This is a genomic window from Rhodoligotrophos defluvii, assembly GCF_005281615.1.
In the GTDB taxonomy this organism is placed as follows: Bacteria; Pseudomonadota; Alphaproteobacteria; order Rhizobiales; family Im1; genus Rhodoligotrophos; species Rhodoligotrophos defluvii.
In genome coordinates, this window is record NZ_SZZM01000007.1 from 79,622 (window position 1) to 99,321 (window position 19,700).

Consider the following 19,700-nt stretch of genomic DNA (forward strand, 5'->3'; position numbering starts at 1 on the left):
TCAGGAGACGCTCGGGCCTTCCGGCGCGACCTGACGGCGCTCGGCCATGAACCGATCGAACTCCTCCTGGTCGCGGGCGGCGCGCAGCCGCTCCACATAGTCGCTGAACGCGCGCTGCTCTTCCTCGAGCCGCCGCAGCGTCTCGCGCTTATACTTGTCGAAGGCGGCATTGCCTGTGCTGGTATGCATGTGCATGCCGGAGCACCAGGTCCGGCTGAAGCCGAAGCGGTGGTTCGAGCCATTGCGCTCGCTCAAACGGTCGCGCAGCCTCCGGAAATCGTCATCGATCTGGCCACCCCAGAGGATATAGGCGAGAACCGCCAAGCCGATCGGCCACCACACCATGAAACCGAGGACCAGCGTGGCGACGCTCAGTGGGGTCCACCGGCGGCCGGTCGTCTTCGTGAGTGTCATCGAGAACCCTCCATGCTAGGCATGGTGGTATATGGTGGGTAAATGCGCCCCTTCAAGGTGATAGCGGGAAGACCTGGAGGCGAGAGGATGAGTATCGAAGAGGTTCAGCTGCCGAGATATGAGGACGTTGCGGCGGCAGCACGGCGCCTGCGCGGGCGTGCGGTGCGAACGCCGCTCCTGGGCACGCCCAGCCTCGACGACAAGCTCGGCTTCAGGCTGCGCATCAAGGCCGAGACTCTGCAGCGTACCGGCTCGTTCAAGTTCCGCGGCGCCTTCAACCGCATTTCACAGATCGACCGCGCGCAGAACCCCGGCGGGGTTGTCGCCTATTCCTCGGGCAATCACGGCCAGGGCGTGGCCGCCGCAGCCGCCCTCTGCGGCCTTCCGGCTGTCGTGGTGATGCCGGCTGATTCCCCGCAAATAAAATTGCGCAACACTGCCGGCTACGGCGCGGAGGTCGTGACGTTCGACCGGGCGAAAGAAGATCGCGAGGTGATCGCCGCCCGAATAGCGCACGACCGCAAGGCGGTGATCGTGCCGCCCTATGACGACCCAGCCATCATCGCGGGCCAGGGCACCGCGGGCCTGGAGGTCGCGGAACAGGCCAAGGCGGCGGAGTTGGCGATCGATCATCTCGTGGCGCCGGTCAGCGGCGGCGGCCTGATCGCCGGCATCGCGCTCGCCATGGAGCAGCTGTCGCGCGGCACCAAGCTGTGGACGGCCGAGCCGGCTCAATTCGACGACCATGCCCGCTCACTGGCCGCGGGCCGCCGGGAACAGAACGCGGCGCTGAGCGGGTCGATCTGCGACGCGCTCATGGCCCGGTCCCCGGGCGTGCTGACCTTCGCCATCAACCAGCCGCGGCTGGCCGGCGGTCTGGTGGTCTCGGACGACGAAGTGCGCGATGCCATGGCGGTCGCCTTCGATGTCCTCAAGCTGGTGATCGAGCCGGGCGGAGCGGTGGCGCTTGCGGCAGTGCTTACGGGCAAGCTCGACATCGCTGCGGGTGAAACCGTGGTTGTTGTGGCCTCGGGCGGCAATGTCGACCGCCGCAGCTTTGCGGAGGCTCTGGCCGCGGGCGGCTCTCTCTAACGCCAAGGAGGCAGGCGTCTGTCGCGTGGCCCTAGACCTCATGTGCCGGCTTAGCGGTCTTCCCCAACGTCATCCGTCTCGGATGGGCTCTCGGGCGCCTCCTCGGCGAAGTCGGGGAGGGGCGTCAGCGCGGCGCTGGGCTTGCGCACGATGACGATGCGGCCCTGCGCGCCACCATCTTCGCCTCCTTTCGTTTCCGCCTTGTCTGCGGCGGGCTGGGACGGGCGGGCGCTCGGCTCGGCATTTCCCGAAACGGCAGCCTGCCCCGCGGGCCGACGATCGGGCGGCAGTATTTCCGCCTTGCTGGCCATGGATGGAGTGCCGGTACGGCTGCGTTCGTCCGCGAGGGCCTGGTCCAGGGTGCGCAGGAGGGTCAGGCCGCGGCGGACTGCCAGCGCCACGCCGTGGTGGTTCTTCGACAGCTTGGCCAGCTTTTCGACCGCTCGCGCCAGCCGCCGGCGTGTTTCGGGGCTGGACGTCTCCGTGGCGATATCGTTGTGAGCGCTGCGCAAGATCAGGATCAGCTCGTCCAGATCGGCGCTCTGCCGGCTCAAGCGGCTGTCGATGGAGCGGAATGCGTCGCTGCGGGCCTCGATACGGTCGGCCTCGCTGCCGGTGCTCGCCAGGATGGCGGTGACGTCGCTCAGCGCATCCCGCAGGAGGCCGCGGATCTTATGAACCGCGTTGGAGCTCTCGAGCGAGGGCACGAACTCGACGGTCTGCGCGCTGACCACCCGTTCCAGCCGTTTGATCGCATCGAGCAGGATGCGGGTGTCCGCCGCGCGATTGCGCCTGGCATATTCGGCCAGGAACCAGCGGCCGCGTGGGGTTTCCATGACCGCCTGTTCGATCAGCTCGTAGTCTTCCTCGCGAACCGGCGTCAGTCTGCGGCCATCGCTCATACTCGAACATCCCACCACAATCCTCGACGGACGCCCTCTCCGCGCCCGTAGCCGATATCGGCCATACGTGCACTCGGCCGCGCCCACGCGCGTCCGGCGTGTTTAACGGAGTATTGTGTGGAATGATTGAGGAAGCGTTGCCCGCAACCCGATGCGTTAACCCCAGAGTTCCGGCGGTGGCGGGAACATCGTGCTGCCCTCGAAACGAATGCCCGGTTCGCGGTCGCGGGCCAGGAGCAGCGGCCCATCGAGATCCACCACCGCGGCGCGCTGGGCCACGATCATCGCAGGCGCCATGGCAAGGGAGGTGGCCAACATGCAGCCGACCATGATGCGCATGTTCCGGTCCGCCGCCGCCTGGGCCAGCAGCAACGCCTCGGTGAGGCCACCCGTCTTGTCGAGCTTGATGTTCACTGCGTCGTATTTCCCGACCAGTCCGTCGAGCGTCTGCAGGTCGTGCACCGCTTCGTCCGCGCAGACCGCAACCGGCCGCTCGATACCGGCGAGGGGGGAATCATCGAGAGCCGGCAGCGGCTGCTCGATCAGTTCGACGCCCAATTCCGCACAAGCCCGGAACAAGTCCGGCAGCTGGTCGGGGGTCCAGCCCTCATTCGCATCGACGATGAGGCGACTGTCGGGGGCAGCGCGCCGCACCGCCTTAAGGCGCGCGATATCACCATCTCCGGTGCCAAGCTTCAGCTTGAGAAGCGGCCGGTCCGCATAGCGGGCAGCCTGCTCGCCCATGGCTTCGGCACTCGCGAGGCTCAGCGTGTAGGCCGTGACCAGGGGCTTGAGCTCGGGCAGTCCGGCCATCAGCCATGCGGGCCGGCCCGAACGCTTTGCCGCCAGATCCCACAGAGCGCAGTCGATCGCATTGCGCGCCGCGCCCGCCGGCATGCTGGTCCGCAGCGCCTCCCGGTTAATGCCGTTCTCGATATCGCGCCGCAGCCCCTCGATTGCCGCCGTGACGGATTCGACCGTCTCGCCGTAATGGGCGTAAGGCACGCATTCGCCCCGGCCAATGGCGCCGCCTTCCTCCAGGGTGACCACGACCACCTCCGCCGAGGTCTTCGAGCCGCGCGAGATGGTGAACGAACCGGCGATCGGCCAGCTCTCATGGGCTATCTTGAGGGTGGGCATGGGCGGCGGCCTACAGCTTAGCGAGGGAATTGCGCAATGACATTATCGACAATCGAGGCAATTCCATAGCGAATCGGGTCGGTCGCGGGGAGACTGTAGTCGCGCGAAACGCTATCGAGATAGGCCTTGGCCTCGTTATCCCCCAGGGCTTGGGTGTTGACCGCAATGCCCACGCAGCGGATTGCCGGATTGGTGAGCTGCCCCTCGAGGATGGTGCGGTCGATCACCTGGCCGATGGTCGGCAAGGGGTGCTCGACCCCGCGCATGGTCTTGCGGGTCGGCTCGTGGCACACCACGAAGGCATCGGGCTGGGCACCGTGCAGCAGGCCGAGCGTCACTCCGGCGAAGGAGGGATGGAAGAGCGAGCCTTGGCCCTCGATCACATCCCAGTGGCTGGGTGCGGCCGCGGGCGAGATCCATTCGGCCGCGCCCGAGATGAAGTCGGCAACCACCGCATCGATCGCAACGCCGCGCCCGGAGATCAGCACGCCCGTCTGGCCGGTGGCGCGGAACTCTGCGTCGAGCCCGCGGGCCCGCATTTCCTTTTCCAGCGCCAGGGCGGTGTATTTCTTGCCGACGGAGCAGTCGGTGCCTACCGTCAGAAGCCGCAGCCCCGGCCGCTTGGTGCCCTTGCCGGTCGCGAAGGCGTGATCGGAGAACCGCACATCATGCAGCTTGCGGCCGTGCCTCCGCGCAGCCTCGGCGATGGCCGGCACCGAGGCCAAGCGCTTATGGAGGCCGGTTGCCACATCAAGCCCCGAGTCCAGCGCCTCCACGATGGCCGAGACCCAGTGGTCCGGCAGCACGCCGCCCGCATTGACCACGCCGACGACCATGGTCTTCGCCCCCGCGGCAGCCGCTTGCGCAATGGTCATGTCCTGCAGTCCGCAGTCCGCCTTGCATCCGGGCAGCCGCATTTGCCCGATGCACCAATCACGTCGCCAGTCCACCACGCCCTGCGCCGTCTTGGCCGCCAGCTGGTCATGAACATCGCCCAAAAACATCAGGTAGGGCTTGGCAATTTCCATGAATACGTCTCCCGAGATCCCGCCGCAGCGACATGACGCGCGGACAGCATGTCAAACACTGAAACGCGCCTGTCCGCAAGGGGCGGGCAGGCGCCTATGTCGTCGCAGGATGGGAGCGTCATCCGGGGGTAGGGCGCTGCCGGCTCGCCTGGGCTGAGAGAGGCGAGCCGGCGGCTGGAGTCAGCCTTTGATCCGCCCGGAGGACTTGCCGAGCATCAGGTAGATCTTGCCGGCTTCGGTGGCGAGGCAGGCATCCACGAGGTCATCGCCGTTTCGCGCACCGGAGACTGCGTCGAGCAAGCTCTCGAACTCAGACATGTAGCTGCGGACGTCGGCCTGGAACGCCGCCTCATTGCGATAGCGCTGAGCGATGCTCTGACGCAGCGCGTCGCTTTCGAGCTCCCACAGCCGGCGCATGAAGGCATCGCGCTCGCCGCCCTTGTAGCGGCGCCAGATATCCGCGGGGGGCGTTTCGTCGAGGGCCCGCGTCAGGTCGACGGAAATGTCGTAGAGCCGCGCGAAGATCTTCTGTGCCCGATCCGGCAGCAGCGAGAGCGGCATCTCGGCGCTTTCCTCGAGTGACGGTGCCGGGGCCTCTTCCGGCTCGTCGGCCGGCACCGCAAGGATGGGCTCTGCGAGGCGGCTCGAGGCGCTGTCCTTCGCCTGCGGCGCGCCCCCGGGGAGCTCAACCTGGGCGGCGGCGGGATCGTGGGGTCCCGCCTCGGCAGCGAAGCTCCGCTCCGGCTGCCACGGTTTCAGGGCGCCAGACGTCCTGGCCGTAGCGACCATGGACGTGGCGCCCTCAGATTTTCCCAGGCGACGGCCCCCGTCCACCTTTTCGGGAATCTGGATGCCGGGACCGGACAGGTCCAGCGACTTGCCGTGCCGCTTGACCACCTCGGCCAGCGCCGTGAGCGCCGCCAGCTGGTCGGCCACCACCTGCCGCATAGCATCCGCGTTGCTGCGGGTCTCCTCAGGCAGCTCGAAGATCGCGCGCCGCATCTCGTCGCGGGTCGCCTCGATCTCTTTCACCACCGTTTGGGCGGCCGCGCGCATTTCCTGGGCCGTCTCGTTGAAATGGCCGCTCGTGTTGGACAGAAGCTCGCTCATCGCGGCGAGCGCCCGGTCATATTGCGCCTGCAGCTTCTCGGCGGCAGCCGCAATCTGGCTGTCGGCCTCGACCTGGAGCCGTTTCAGCTCCTGGTCGAAGCTGCGCACCGTCTGACCGGTCTGGTTCTCGAGCTGGGTGCCGACCTCGCGCGCCCGGCGCTCGACAAGGAGCAGCGACTCCTCCACCAGCCCGGTGAAGCTGCGCATGACGTTGTCGAGCTCTTCCGTCTTCTTGCCCAGGCGGTCCAGTACCGCATCGAAGCTTTCCTCGCGGCTGTCGACGATGCGGTCGACCTCGGACTTGAACGCCTGCATGGTCTCGGTCAGCAGGCGCGTCATGTCGCCCATACGCGCGACCACCGCCTCGCTGGTGCCGCCAACGCTGTTGGTCACCTCCGATCCGGTCCGGGCAAACTGCTCCATCACGGCGCGGCTGCGCTCCTCGAGCTGGCGGTTCATATCGAGGCCCATGGTTTCCAGCTGACGGGTGAGCTGCTCGGCCGTACCCGTGAAGCTCTCCATCGTGGATTGGGTGAGGGTGCTCACCTGCGTGGACAGCTTCGTGGTCAGCTCGCTCAGCTCGCCGGACAGCTTGCCGCCGATCGAGCCGAACTCCTCCATGGCGGTGGTGCTCGCGGTCTCCAGCTGATCGTGGAGGGCGCTGGTGATGAGCTGAAGATCGGTCGTGATCCTGGCGCTCGTGCCCTGCACGCGGCTGGTGATATCGTTGCCCTGTGCCGAGAGCGCGCCGAGAATGTCTTCGACCGCCTTCTGCAACTCTCCTGTGAGGCCTTGGCTGATCCGCTCGAGGCGGGTGTCGAGGTCGGTTGCGCTCTCCGCCAGCTGGGAGGTGAAGTAGTCGTTCGCCGCAGTCAGGTGCTTGGCGAACTTGGCCCCGGCATCCTCCAGGCGCAACGCCGTCTCCGAACCGGTGGTCTCCAGCGTGATCGTGGCCCGGTCGAGATGGTGGGATACGTCGCTGGTCGCCCGCTCGAACCGGTCGGCAATGCTGCTGCCGACGATCCCGACCCGGTCGGCCACCTGCTCCACCACCCGGTCCACGTCCTCGAAGATCTGGTTGCCGGCCTTCTCCACCACATCCTTGAAGATGATGCTGGCCGACTGAAGCTTCTCCGTCACCGCGGCTGCCGTGCGATCGAAACGGTCGGTCGACTCGTCCAGCCGGTGGGTGACCTCCGCGGACGTGCTGTTGAAGCGCTCCACCACCTCCGTGCCGATCTTGGCGATGCTTTCGCGGACCGAGCCTGCGGCCTGGTCCATATGGGCGAAGACCTCGTCATTGGTCGACAGTATGGTGCGGTTGAAGTTGTCCGCAGCGAGATGCACCTGGCTGACGAGCTTGCTGCCGGCGATCTCCAGGTTCTGGTTGACGCCGGACGCAGCCTCGCCGAACTCGTCGAGCACCCGCCGGCTGATCGTGTCGAGGGTGGTGGAGATATTGCCGGCGAGGCTGCCCACGTCGGCGCGCATGCGCTCGCGGGCGCCCTCGACGGTGGTCGAGAGAGATTCGAGCAGCTTGTCGATATTGCTGCCCACCTCGGTTCCGGTCTGGTTGACGGCGAAGGTGAGGGAAGCCACCGTCTCGCCAAATCTGCCCACGACGGTCTCGCCGGTATCGCCCACCGACTTGGTGATGATCCCTGCCGTGTCGTTGAGCTGCGCCACGAGGCGCTCGCTCGTGCTCTCCAGGTCGCGATGCACGGTGTCCACCAGGAGCCCCACGCGCCCGACCAGCTGGTCGCTCGTGGCGCTGATGGCTTGGTTGACCCCATCCAGCGCATCGCCGACCTCGCCGACGATCCGCTCCCGGGTCGCCGCAAGGTCGCTCTGCACGAGCCCTGCAATCTGACCGAGACTGCCGACCACCTCCTCGCCGGTGGCGGACAGCTGGCGGCTGACGCTGCCGGTCATCTCGCTGACTTCGCTGACCACCCGACCGCTGGTTGCGGACAGGCTCTCGGTCAGGGTGCCGATGACGCTGCCAAGCTCGTCGCCCACCCGCATGGCGGAGTTGTCGAGCTCGGAGCGGATCGAGCCCGCCACCTGTTCCACATGGTTGATGGTCCGCTCGCTCGCCACTTCCAGGTTGCGGGCCACCGTGCCGGCCAGCGAGCTGATGCGGCCGACCACCTTGTCGCCGGCGCTTTCCAGCGACAGGTTGACCGAGCTGACCATATCGCCGATCTCGCCGAGCAGACGCTCGCCGGTGGCGTGCAGCCCCTCGGTGACCGAGCCGGTGAGAGTGGCGATCTGCGCCACCGTGCGTTCCCCGGTGCTGTCGAGGCTGCTGGTGACCGCGCCGACCATGTCCCCGATTTCCTGCACCACTCGGGTGCTGGTCTGGTCCAGGCTCTCGTTGATCGAACCGGCGACATCGCCGACCTGCGACACGAGGCGGACGCTCGTCGCCTCGAGATTCCCGGCGATCATTCGCACCGAACGATCGAGCTCCTCCGCCACCCGCTGCGTCGAGCTGTCGAGGCTCGCGTGCACGAGCTCCACCGCCTCGCCAACCTTGGTGGACAGGCGGTCGCCCGCGCTCTCCACGATCCGGTTCACCTCGCCCGTGGCGCTGTCGATCTGGCTCGACAACCGCTCGCTCGCGCCCTCGAAGCTGCTGCGGAACGTCTCGGTGGCATTGTCGAAGTGTTCGATCACCCGGTCGCCCAGGCTGCCAACCGCGTTATTGGTCCGCCCGGCGGCATCCTCGATCTGGCCGACAAGCCGCTGGGTGGTGCCGTCGAGAGTGTAGGTGACGCTGGTCGCGGCCTCCTCGATGCGGCCCAGGACACGCTCGCTGACCCCCTCCACATCGCGGGCAAAGCGCACGCCGGTTCCATCGATGCGGCCGGTGACGTCCGTGGTGATCCGCTCGAACAGCGAACTTGCCTCATCCAGACGGTTTCCGAGGCTCTTGACCGTGTCGTCCAGCCGGATGAACAGCTGGTCGCCGGCTTGGTCGAGCGTCTGCGCCACGTCCCCGGCCCGGGCGTCGAACCGGCTGAGAATGGAATCGGCGGACCGGTCCATAATCGTCGCGACCTGGTCGGATGTCGCCCTGAAGTGATCGGCCACCCGGGCGTGGGTTGAATCGAACCGCTCGAGGACGCGCAAGGCGTTCTGTTCCATCCGTTCGGAGATCTCCGCATTCGCGGAATCGAACCGGTCGATGAACTGCGCCGAGCTCTGCTCCATCCGCTCGGTGATCTCGCTGCCGGAGCGCTCGAGGTAATCGAACAGTTCGGATCGGGCGCGCGAGAGGTTCTCGATGAAGCCTGAACTCGCGCTCAGCAGTCGTTCGGCGACGGCGCCCCCGGCCATATCGATCTGCTCGGCGAGTTCGGAGCCCGACCGTTGCAGCTGCTGGGCGACCTCATGGGACGATTCACGCAGCTGATAGCTCACGTTCGAGCCGGTGGTCTGAAGCAGCTCCAGCACCTCCCCGGTCGACTCCCGCAGCTCCTCGTGGAACTTGCTGCTGATCTCGCCGAGGTTTGATACGGCCTCCGCATGGGCGCCCGAGACATCGCTGCTGGTTGCGCGAATAAGCTGCACGAATTCTTCGCTGGCCTGCTTGAAGCGGGCATGAATGGCATCCGCCGTGCCGTTGACGTGGTTGACGAAGCCCTGGTTGGCCTCGTCGATCCCGGATGTGGCGAGCCGCAGGGACTGCACCACGTCGCTGGCGCTCTGCTGGATCTGGCCGGAGAACTGCTCGGTCATCCGGCCCATCTCGGTCGAGATCTGCAGGTTGGTGTCGGTAAGCGACTTGGCGGAGTGCGACAGGGCCTCCACCTGTGACGACAACTCGCCTGAGAAGACGCGGATATCGTCCAGCACCTTGGTCGACAGCGACTCGAGGCGCCCGGTCTGTGCCGTGATCTCCGCGCTCGCGGAGCTGGTCCGGTTCGCAATGGTCTCGATCGTGCCGGCAAGTTCCTCAGTCGAGGATTTCAAGCCGTGCTCGAGAGAGTGCAGAGTGGCGCTGGCCTGGTCAATGATGTTGCGCAGCGAGCCTGAGCTGTCCTCCACACGGGTGAGCAGCGGTCCGGTCTCGGAGCTCAACATATAGACGGTTTCTTCCAGCGCAGTCCGTTGGCTCTCCAGGCCGCTCACCAGCGTGCGGATGCGCTCCTCGTTGCCGCCGAAGGCTCGTTCCAGCGCGGAGATCTCCTTGTGGACCAGCGTCTCGAGCTCGCTTGCCCTCTGGATCGCCTGCTCCACGCTGCTCAAGAGATTCGCCACCTCGCGCCGCACGGTCTCGGTGACCGTGGACAGCTCCTCGCTGGCGACGTCCTGCGGGCGCACCAGGCGGATGGCCGTCTGGACCAGCGTTTCGGAGACCTGCCGCATGTGCTGGGCGCGGCGCATCATATAGGCAATGCTCCAGATCAGCAGCACCGGCAGGCCGGCCACGATGGCGAGAGTGGCCGCCGGCAAAGTGGGCGCTGAGGCCGCGAGGTTGCGCCCCGGCTCGGAGCCGAAATAGCCGATCAGGGAAGTGACCGCGATGACGACCCACAGGACGGAAATGACGGCAGCACCCCAGTATGGCAAGCTCGACGGCTTCCGCTTCAAGCTGCCGATCAGGGCTGCCGTCGTGGGCTCGTTCTCATTGGCCGGGCGACCGGACAGCGGCGCCCCGCCGCGCCGGCGGTCGACCTCAGGCGCGGCATCGTCAGCCGGCACGGTCCGCGATCGTTCGAGTTCGCTTGCGGATCGCCTCATGAGACGCCTCTGCGACCTTCTGCGTGGGTCGATAGGGTTGCTGGTCATACTCTGGTTCTCCGCAACGCACTTAATCCCGCCCGCTGAATCATCAGACTCACGTGCATCTGTTTTCCGCCGAGGAGGACACTAAACAGTGGGAATACCAGCTGAACAAATGTATTTAGTGCGTCTGTCCCCATCATTCACCATATATGGTAGTCATGCCGCTGCCCAACCCGCCGCACGGGCGCAATCCATCCTCACCGCTTATTCCGCAAACGGTGTTGCATGACAACCACAGACGTGTGGATCAAACGCTGCAGCGTGGCCTCCGCTCGTCCCTCCAAGTGCAGTCGCCTACAATACCTTAATAAATGAAACGGACAAACCCACCCTGAATTCACCCTTTTGGCTAAATGTATTGTTGGTTAATATCCTTCGTTTTCAAGGGGTTATGATGGGAAAGGCGTAGCTGGCGCGAACTCATGGTCTCCGGTGCGAGTCGAGGCCAGGTCCGTTTTGTTAACCATTTGACAACGGTTGGCGGCTATGGATATTTGTTTTTTCGTCCTGGATCGGTATGGCTTCAGCCCGCAATGACAGGGGTCCCGTGCGGTCGACGGGAGGGCCGCCGATGCCGATCGATTTCGAGCACTTGAATCAGTATACCGCCGGGGACAAATCCCTGGAGGCGGAGGTGTTGCGTCTGTTCGCCGAAACCGCGGCGGCGGCGCAGGCTGTGCTCGACACGACGAGCTCCGCGGAGGAATGGCGGCGCGCCGCCCATAAGCTGAAGGGGTCGGCTCTGGCCATCGGGGCCTGGCAGCTGGCCGATCTCGCTGCCCGCGCGGAAATGTCCGGCCCGGCGCCGCCCGAGGGCCTGCAGCTGCTCGAAGCCGTGCGGTCAGAGGTCGCGGTGGTCACGGCCGCCATCGCAAGCGCTCCCGGATGCCTTGCTGATCGCTGATGCGACAAATGCGCGTCCGCCGAGAGCTGCCCAGCGCCCATATCGGACTATTCGTCGCGCGTGGTTTCATGCTAGAGGCTGGCGGCCGCCCCGGCCGGATGGATAACGACTTCCAATAGAGCAATGCCGAAGATTACCTTCATCGAATCCAATGGCACCACCCACATTGTCGATGCCGAGCCCGGTATGACGCTTATGGAAACCGCGGTGCGCAACATGGTGCCCGGCATAGACGCGGACTGCGGCGGAGCCTGCGCCTGCGCCACGTGCCATGTCTATGTGGATCCCGAGTGGTTCGACAAGCTCGGCACGCGCAATGAGATGGAGGAGGACATGCTCGACTTCGCCTTTGATGTGCGCGAGAACAGCCGGCTGTCCTGCCAGGTGAAGGTCACCGACGCGTTCGACGGGCTTGTGGTCCGCATTCCGGAAAAGCAATTCTAAGCCGGGCCCGCGCGCTCTTTCATCATTTGGCCAGACTTGCACCGAACAGACCCTCGCTTGGGTGTGCGATGCGCGAGGTGCTCTTTGAATGCAACTTCAGGTATTGAAGAATCAGTGGCTTTCTCTAAGGTGGTGCCACAACATGTCAGCATGGGAGGCTGATCATGAACAGGGCACGTCGTCCCGGGCGGGCGAAGTGTTGGTCCGTGTTCTGTATCGTTCTCAGTGGCGTGATGGTTCAGGGGTGCGTACCCAAGGTCGGGTCGGAATGGTTCAGCAGGGTGACGGCGAGGCCCTTGGCGCAAGGTGAGTTGACGCCGGTTGCCGCGGTCGAGCAGCATCTGGTGACCGCCCCCGGCCCCGAAGTTTCGGTGGAATTCGAAGCCATCGTACCCCGGCCGAAACCGGCCGACCGGCCGAGCGTCCGCGCCACGCGCTCAGCAAAGCCGGCGCGCGCCGTCGCCATGAAACGACAGCAGCTGCCGGAGGACCGGGCCGGGATGCCTCCGGTCGAGGTGCCGTCGAACAGCGATCCGGCGGCGGCCCTCGACAGCGGCGCGGAACCCGTGCCGGATACGACGACGCCGGCACCTGCTCAGCCGGCGCTGGCGGTCGCATCCGCCCCGTCGGCGCCTGCGAAGGCGCCAGCTGCATCTCAGCCGAGCTCCGCGGCCGTCGCCACGCCCAACCCGAGCACGCCACCACCCTCGGCTAACGCCCGGAGAGTGAGCGACTCGGCCGGTCCGCGCGTGGTCAGCGCGCGCAAGTCGGACGCGGGCGAGCCGAATGCTCTGATCTTTCAGGTGCAAACGGTGCCGGATGTCACGATACCGCAATTCACTTTCGACAGTCTGGCGAGCCATCCGCCGGTTGCCGGCGGCACGGCCTCGGACATGGTTCTGGAGTAGGACGATCTGTCAGGTACGACTTAGCGGTCATGTGCGCTGGCGAAAAGGGCCTGACGGCTTGCGCTTGAGCAAGCCGCGCCGGTCTGTCATGAGGGGGTCGAGCACAGCAGTTCCAGGATGACGATGGCCCAGCCCGTGTACGCGAGTAAATCCAGCACCTGCACGAAGGTGACCGACGATAAGCCGTCGGTCTGGGTGCTGGCGGGCGTCCACGCTGGCGATACGGCGCAAGCGCTGGCTCTGGCACGCAGCCTTGGATGGCGCTGCGAGCTGAAGCAGCTCATCTTCAACCACTTATATGTGATTCCTAACGTCATTTCGCGGCATCGTCTGTGGGGGCTCAGCCCTGCGGCGCGGAAGGTGATCCAGGCGCCCTGGCCTGATCTGGTGATCGCGGTCGGCCGCCGGTCGGTCCCGGCCGCACAATGGATCAAACGCCAATCCGGTGGCCACACGAAGCTCGTCCATCTCGGCCGGCCGCAAGCGCCGCTCGCCTGGTTCGACCTGATCATCACCACCCCGCAATACGGTCTGCCCCAGGGCCCCAACGTGCTCCACAATCTCACACCGCTGACGGAGGACCCCGCCCTGGTCCCCGCGGATGAACTCGCCACATGGCAGGCACGGATCCAGCACCTGCCGCGGCCGTGGATTGGCGTATTGGTGGGCGGCAGCCGCGAGCCCTATGTCCTCGACGAGAATGCCGCACGGGACCTGGCAGAGGCGGTATCCGCTCGCGCCAGGGCCGCGGGCGGATCGCTGCTGGTCTCCACCTCGCCACGAACCGGTGCGGCCGCGGCCGCCGTGCTCCAGCAGAGCGTAAGCGCACCGGCCCATGTCCATATCTGGACACGCGGCGGCGAAAATCCGCATAAGGCCTTCCTCGCCTTGGCCGACCGCTTCATCGTGACGGGCGAGAGTGTGTCGATGATGACCGAGGCTTGCCGGACCGGACGGCCCACCGAAGTTTACGCGCTGCCGCGCGCCGAGCGCGCGCTTTTCGGCGCACGTCGGAGCCGAAGCCCATCCGCGCCCGGTCAAGCGAATTGGCGAGAGAGGCTCCGGGCGCGGCTGCATGCGGCCGGCTTGATCTCGCCGCGGCGAAACGTGGAGCTGTTTGTGGATGAGCTGGTGGCCAGAAGGCATCTCACCCGGCTCGGGGAACCGGAGCTGCGGCAGATTGCGCCGCTGCCCAATCCCATGGACGAGGCGCTCATCCGGGTGAGGGCGCTGTTCGGCGCAGCCTCCTAATAGTCTCTAGGAGCGCGACAGGCGCTCGTGTAGCTTCGGGGCGAAGGAGCCCCGCCCATGACTGAAGCCGCCGGTCCCGAAAATCAGCCCACGCCGCCGAACCAGAGCGCCGCCACGCGCAGCCATGCCCAACCGGCGGGACAGGACTCCTACACGGCTTTGATCGTAGCCTTCGTGCTCTGCTTTGCGGTAGCGGCCATCGGCAGCGCGTTCATCATCTCCAACCTGTCACCCTGGTATGCCGGCCTCGTCAAGCCCGCCTTTGCCCTGCCGAGCTGGCTCATCTGGCCCATCCAGATCATGCTCTATTCCTTGATGGCCGTATCGTTGTGGCTGGTCTGGAAAGCGCCTGCCGCGCGCAGCCTGAAATTCCCCGCGCTCTTCATCTTCGGTGTGCAGCTCGTGCTGAACATCGCTTGGCCGGCCCTATTTTTCGGCGCGCAGAGCCCGGTTCTGGGGCTGCTGGTGCTCATCTTCCTGCTTGCGGCGGTTCTGGCGACCGTATTCAGTTTCTACCGAATTAACCGGTGGGCCTCTTTACTATTGTGGCCGCATTTGGTCTGGATCACATATGATCTTCTGCTGAATATCGCGATCTGGTGGCTGAATTGACAGGGTATGTCCCAAGAAAAAGGCGTGTCGAAGTCGCCCTCGACACGCCCTACGCATTGGCCGGAGCGGCCAGCCAGTTACGCAACTCACTTAGCTAAAATTATGGGAGCTCTCTTAAAACTTTCCTAAACGGTAGGGTACCCGCTGCACGGCTGCGCACCTCTAGTAGAAGAATTGTTCAGCAAGCACCCGGTCGGCCAGATTATGCCCGGGATCAAAGAGCATTGTGACGCTGACTTCAGTATCCTGTTCAACATCGACCTGCATCACGTCCCGGAACTCCGTGTGATCGGCCACCGCGCTGACCGGGCGCTTGTCCGGCTCGATCACCTCGATGCGTACCTTGGCCTGCTGGGGCAGGATGGCTCCGCGCCAGCGCCGCGGGCGGAAGGCGCTGATCGGCGTGAGCGCCAGCAGGGGCGAGTTGATGGGCAGGATCGGCCCATGCGCCGACAGGTTGTAGGCGGTGCTGCCCACCGGGGTTGCAACGAGGACGCCGTCGCAGATCAGCTCGCTCATGCGCACGATGCCGTCGATGGAGATGCGCAGCTTGGCTGTCTGGAAGGTCTCGCGCAGAAGATAGACGTCGTTGAACGCAAGGGCCCGGTGGCCATTGCCGTCCCGGGTCAGGGCCTGCATGCGCAGCGGCCTGATCTCGGTGCGCTCGGCCTTGGCGATCCGCTCGAGCAGGCCCTCTTCCGCATAGCTATTGGTGAGGAAGCCCAGAGAGCCGCGGTTCATACCGTAGATTGCCTTCTGCTGGCTGACGAACCGGTGCAAGGTCTGCAGCATCAGCCCGTCGCCACCAAGGGCGATGATGATCTCGGCCTCCTCGGGCGTGGTCGAGGGGTATCGGCGCATCAGCCGACGCCTCGCCCGCCGTGCGGAGTCGTTATCGGCGGCAATAAACGCGACCTTGATTGACATAGGATCTTGCCCTCCGAATCCGGACGGCGTTTATTGCCATAGGCCGGGCCGAAAGGCGACAACGTCCTCGCGAGCGAAAGACATGCCAAATCATCGCCTTGCTGCCGCAAGGACAGCAGCCGGGACATGAGAACGTTCGCGTCAGCTGGATGCGGGGCCAGGCGGCGTGCCCCCTCGCGGCGTGTCCGCTCGCGGCTTGCCGCCTCGCGGGTTGCGGCCTTGCTGATCGGCGTGAGCAATGCCGCGGTGCCGGCCCTTGCGCAGGAGGCGCAATTTGCCGTTCTCGAAGGGCTGTCTGGTCAGTGGAGAGGGCTTGGCGCCCTGCGAACCAGCGCGTCCGCTGCGCCGCAGCGGGTGGAATGCAGCCTCGACGTTCAGTGGTCGGCGGGATCCCGCCGGATGCAGCAGAGCCTGGCCTGCAGCGGACGCGGCACGCGCTTCGTGCTCGCCGGAGAACTGGTTCTCCTCGGCAGCCATCCCTTGCTGTCCGGTTTCTTCTCGGCATCCGACCAGGCCGGTGGCAGCTTCGCCCATTGCGAGTTCCGGGGCAGGGGGCTCTACATCACCATGGTCAGCCGCCCTCATGGCGATAACGATCGGCAATCGATCAAGTCGGGCGGCACCAGCCATTGGGTCCTGGTGCTCAACCGCGGCGACCGGCGCCTGGGCAGCGTGGTGCGCCGACAAGACGCGCGGGGCCGCAGCTATGAGGCCTTGAGTCTCACTCTGGTGAAGCAGAGTAGCGCGGCTCCAACCCGCCCGCTGGTGGCAGCACCGCTGCCGAATGCGCCGAAATCCCAGGGGTTTGCCGACCCGCCCGTTGCCCGATGAGTATGCGAAGCGCATGGCTGTCGTGCGGCTCGTTCACCTGCCGAATGCCGTTGCAGCACAGTCCGCACGAGCAGAAGGCACGCGGGTAGGCTCGATGATCCGTTCATCGCCAATTTAGTTTTAAATTGCAAGAAACATCAGTCCGGCACACGGCCGAGCAATGTTGATACATTGCTCATATTTAATTGTCGCGAGCATTGTGCTCGCTATGGTTGTATGCTAGTTATTCTGCGTGAATTTCATGAGATTGCGTATCATAAGGTTATTTGAAGGTGGACTATGGCTATAGGTGAGAGCTTTGTCGCCGCTCTTGAGGACGGTGCCCTTGAAGAAAATGCAATTCTAAATGCTGAAAGGTCAGTTTTGGGAGCGCCCGGGGCCTTCAGGGATTGGGGTCTGGCGGAGCACAGCTACAACCCGTTAGAGGCTGAGGGCGCCGTCGGAGCGGGCTTCAACGCGCCGCTGGAGCGGGGCGCACCAGGCGGGTTCAGGGCCTATGAATCGCCGAGCGGTGAGGCGAATCTCAGCTTCGAGCGCGAGCAACAAGGGCTGCGGTGGGTAAAAGAAGGCGATCAGTGGCACCAGTACACGAAAGATAGCGAGGGATATTGGGGAAGGTCCTCGAGTGATGGCGGAACACATACGAGCCCCACGGCGGACAGCCATGGCGCCACGCATTTCGAAACTCCTGTCGAAACCAACCGGGAAGTGGACGTAACCTGGACCGCAGGAAATCCCAAAATCGAAATGCAGGCCGTAACCGCAGATCCGGTCGTACATTTTGCAAAGTCTCATCCTGTTGAAGGCACGCCTGACGGTGAATTGAACACCACGCAGACGCTGACCCGAACCGAGGACATGCCGCATGTGCAGACGCTGACCCGGACCGAGGACATGCCGCATGTGCAGACGCTGACCCGGACCGAGGACATGCCGCATGAGCAGACGCTGACCCGGACCGAGGATATGCCGCATGAGCAGACGCTGAACCGGACCGAGGACATGCCAAATATTCCCCTGACCGCGTCCACCGGATCCAGCACGGACCATGCCTTGACCGCGTCAGCCGAGACCCAAACCGAGGCGTCGGGTGGATCATCCAAAGGCGCGCTGCTCGGTGTCCTGGCCGTTGGCACACCCCTCGCGGCCGCTGGAGCGGCGGCAGCGGGAGCCTATCTCGGCACCCATGGCAGCGGCTCCGACGACAAGGGTCCGGTGAACCCACCGTTAGAGCACCGTGGCGACCTGCTGCCGCACGACCCGGTACCGTTGCACCCGGACGACCAGGTGCATCACCAGACGCCGCACGATATGAGCTCGATGTCGTGACGTCAGAACCCAAGCAAGGACGTGCGCTTGACTCCCAGCTGAACTTCATCACATGGCGCGATATGTATATTCGTTAATATAAGCAGTTGCCGCGAGCATTACAGGTTGTGTTATGGCTGGTCCTTTTTTTGAGCCTGTTTTAGAAAGTATTCCCGAAGAGGAAGAGCTTATTCTCAATTCCTCGCGCGGATCTAACATCCTCAGCAGCCCCAGCGGGCCTTTTGCTCGTCTAGACAAGCTGGTCGACGACTTGGTGACGCTGCCTCAGAAGGCGGATTGGGGGGCGAGTCCGCTCGCCCCCGAAGCCCCGGTGGGCAAATTTGACGTCTTCGTGCAGGAGCGAGTGGAACCGCTTCCGACGGTGCGTGGCGCGCCGGACGGGTTCAAGGGCTATGACACGCCAAGCGGTGAGGCTAATCTCAGCTTCGAGCGCGAGCAACAAGGGCTGCGGTGGGTAAGAGAAGGCGATCAGTGGCACCAGTACACGAAAGAGGCCGATGGGATTTGGGTGAGGTCCGCCGCCATCGAAGCGCATACCAGCCCTACAGTGGACGCAGCCGATAACCCCATTCTGGACGACAGCTTTTTTGATAGACTGACAAATGAAATCCAGCAGGATAGACACATAGATCTAAAAGATCTGGCCAACTCGAAAATAAATCAGCTTGTTATGGAGCATAGTCTTGATGGCCGAGACGCCAATGCTTTGAGAGAATATGTTTACAACGTTGCCAAGGACGTACATGACCGCTTGTACGGTCAGGTAGAGCAGGTTTCTGCTCATGATATTACGCATGAACTCACTGCACGGGAGAGCGCGCATTCTGAGCCACATAGCCCTGTGCCTACGCTGAACCCGACCGAGGACATGCCGCATGTGCAGACGCTGAACCGGACAGAGGACGTGACAAGTTCTCCCCTGACCGCGTCCGCCGGAACCAGCACGGAACCTGCCCTGACCGTGTCCGCTGGAACCAATACGGAGCCTGCCCTGACCGTGTCCAAGGAAACCAGCACGGATGCCCCCCTGACCACCTCGGCTGGAACCAACACGGATCACACCCTGACCACGTCCACCGGGACCAGCACGGACCATGCCCGGGTCGCGTCAGCCGAGACCCAAACCGGGGCATCGGGCATGTCTCACATCCAGACGCTGAGCCGGACCGAGGACATGCCAAATGCTCCGCTGACAGCGTCCACGTCCACCGGATCCAACGCCGATCACACCTTTATCGCGTCCACCGGACCTAGCGCGGACCATGCCCGGGTCGCGTCAGCCGAGACCCACACCGAGGCATCGGGTGGATCATCGAAAGGTGCGCTGCTCGGCGTCCTGGCCGTCGGCACACCCGTCGTGGCTGCTGGGGCGGCGGCAGCGGGAGCCTATCTCGGTACCCATAGCAATGGTTCTGACGACAAAGCGGATCCGGCTCTGAAGCAGCCTGCTGACCTGCTGCCGCACGCCCCGGCACCGTTGCACACGGATGACCAGGCGCATCATCAGGTGCCGCACGACATTGGCCCGGTATCCTGAGGGATCGAGAAATGATGTCGCGGCATTCACAAGACCTGGCGCGCACTTCCCGACGGGGGCTGCGCGCGCGCTTGGGGCGCGTCACGCATGGCTTGATTGCGTGGCTTTTGGGCATCCCTACGAGCGCGGGTGGGGAGGACGGCCCCCAGACGTGGCGGGAAGCGGATCCTTCGGCTGACGCCGTCACCGCGAGCACGAGCGCTATGCTGGCCTTGCCGCGCGCCGCCTTTGAGCCGCAAGCGCCAGCTCTGCCGGCCGATGGACGCGAGGATAGCTCAGCGGCGGCACCACTGCTGGACGCAGCGGTCCATCGTCCAGTGCCGGTCATGCTGACCGAGCAGGACACGTCCACGTCCCAGGTCGGCATCGATCATTCCGCGCACGCCGATCACGCCTACGCGCCGGCAGATGAGGTGCGCGGCGCGGAAGATACCCATTCGGCGGCTGTACGAGACGAGATCGTCTCATAGAGCAGGG

General features: G+C 64.8%; 16 protein-coding genes. 10 read left to right on the top strand and 6 right to left on the bottom strand.

The features are described 5' to 3' along the window. Positions 1-414, bottom strand: coding sequence for a DUF2852 domain-containing protein (locus tag E4P09_RS22960; RefSeq protein WP_137391989.1), 414 nt, complete (start codon positions 412-414; stop codon positions 1-3). An 87-nt stretch (positions 415-501) separates the two neighbouring features. On the opposite strand from E4P09_RS22960, the gene E4P09_RS22965 reads away from it, so the two are divergent. After that, positions 502-1,506 carry a threonine ammonia-lyase gene (locus E4P09_RS22965; protein WP_137391990.1) on the top strand — a complete coding sequence of 335 codons (1,005 nt, stop codon included), beginning with the start codon at positions 502-504 and terminating at the stop codon, positions 1,504-1,506. A gap of 50 nt (positions 1,507-1,556) precedes the next feature. On the opposite strand, the gene E4P09_RS22970 is transcribed toward E4P09_RS22965, so the two are convergent. From E4P09_RS22970 to E4P09_RS22985, 4 genes are all read right to left on the bottom strand, one after another. Next, positions 1,557-2,408 (bottom strand): hypothetical protein, encoded by an 852-nt coding sequence (locus E4P09_RS22970; RefSeq protein ID WP_137391991.1) that lies wholly within the window; start codon positions 2,406-2,408, stop codon positions 1,557-1,559. 156 nt (positions 2,409-2,564) lie between these two features. Beyond that, positions 2,565-3,548 carry an N-acetyl-D-Glu racemase DgcA gene (gene dgcA, locus E4P09_RS22975; protein WP_137391992.1) on the bottom strand — a complete coding sequence of 328 codons (984 nt, stop codon included), beginning with the start codon at positions 3,546-3,548 and terminating at the stop codon, positions 2,565-2,567. Positions 3,549-3,565: 17 nt separating this feature from the next. After that, the gene (dgcN, locus tag E4P09_RS22980) at positions 3,566-4,576 is read right to left on the bottom strand and encodes an N-acetyltransferase DgcN (protein WP_137391993.1); all 1,011 of its coding nucleotides are present in this window, start codon (positions 4,574-4,576) and stop codon (positions 3,566-3,568) included. Positions 4,577-4,756: 180 nt separating this feature from the next. Beyond that, positions 4,757-10,435, bottom strand: coding sequence for an apolipoprotein A-IV repeat region-like domain-containing protein (locus tag E4P09_RS22985; protein WP_137391994.1), 5,679 nt, complete (start codon positions 10,433-10,435; stop codon positions 4,757-4,759). Between the two features lie 616 nt (positions 10,436-11,051). On the opposite strand from E4P09_RS22985, the gene E4P09_RS22990 reads away from it, so the two are divergent. The 5 genes from E4P09_RS22990 (at position 11,052) to E4P09_RS23010 (ending at position 14,599) form a co-directional block, all read left to right on the top strand. After that, a complete protein-coding gene (locus E4P09_RS22990) occupies positions 11,052-11,384 on the top strand; it encodes an Hpt domain-containing protein (RefSeq protein ID WP_170984595.1) in 333 nt (110 codons plus the stop codon). A gap of 123 nt (positions 11,385-11,507) precedes the next feature. Continuing rightward, positions 11,508-11,828, top strand: coding sequence for a 2Fe-2S iron-sulfur cluster-binding protein (locus E4P09_RS22995; protein ID WP_137391996.1), 321 nt, complete (start codon positions 11,508-11,510; stop codon positions 11,826-11,828). Between the two features lie 164 nt (positions 11,829-11,992). Continuing rightward, positions 11,993-12,736, top strand: a complete 744-nt coding sequence (locus tag E4P09_RS23000) for a hypothetical protein (protein WP_137391997.1) — start codon at positions 11,993-11,995, stop codon at positions 12,734-12,736. A 123-nt stretch (positions 12,737-12,859) separates the two neighbouring features. Then, on the top strand, positions 12,860-13,987 hold the full coding sequence (locus E4P09_RS23005; RefSeq protein WP_170984596.1) for a mitochondrial fission ELM1 family protein: 1,128 nt from the start codon (positions 12,860-12,862) through the stop codon (positions 13,985-13,987). 57 nt (positions 13,988-14,044) lie between these two features. Continuing rightward, a complete protein-coding gene (locus tag E4P09_RS23010; RefSeq protein WP_137391999.1) occupies positions 14,045-14,599 on the top strand; it encodes a TspO/MBR family protein in 555 nt (184 codons plus the stop codon). A 162-nt stretch (positions 14,600-14,761) separates the two neighbouring features. Here the strand turns inward: E4P09_RS23010 and E4P09_RS23015 are convergent, their stop codons facing one another. Continuing rightward, entirely contained in the window at positions 14,762-15,526 is a 765-nt protein-coding gene (locus tag E4P09_RS23015; RefSeq protein ID WP_137392000.1) for an NAD kinase, read from the bottom strand. 126 nt (positions 15,527-15,652) lie between these two features. Between E4P09_RS23015 and E4P09_RS23020 the strand changes: the two genes are divergently transcribed. The 4 genes from E4P09_RS23020 (at position 15,653) to E4P09_RS23035 (ending at position 19,693) form a co-directional block, all read left to right on the top strand. Next, positions 15,653-16,357 (top strand): hypothetical protein, encoded by a 705-nt coding sequence (locus E4P09_RS23020; protein WP_137392001.1) that lies wholly within the window; start codon positions 15,653-15,655, stop codon positions 16,355-16,357. Between the two features lie 279 nt (positions 16,358-16,636). Next, positions 16,637-17,686, top strand: coding sequence for a hypothetical protein (locus tag E4P09_RS23025; RefSeq protein ID WP_137392002.1), 1,050 nt, complete (start codon positions 16,637-16,639; stop codon positions 17,684-17,686). A gap of 112 nt (positions 17,687-17,798) precedes the next feature. Next, entirely contained in the window at positions 17,799-19,223 is a 1,425-nt protein-coding gene (locus E4P09_RS23030; protein ID WP_137392003.1) for a hypothetical protein, read from the top strand. A gap of 203 nt (positions 19,224-19,426) precedes the next feature. Beyond that, positions 19,427-19,693 (top strand): hypothetical protein, encoded by a 267-nt coding sequence (locus tag E4P09_RS23035; protein ID WP_137392004.1) that lies wholly within the window; start codon positions 19,427-19,429, stop codon positions 19,691-19,693. Positions 19,694-19,700 lie beyond the last annotated feature (7 nt).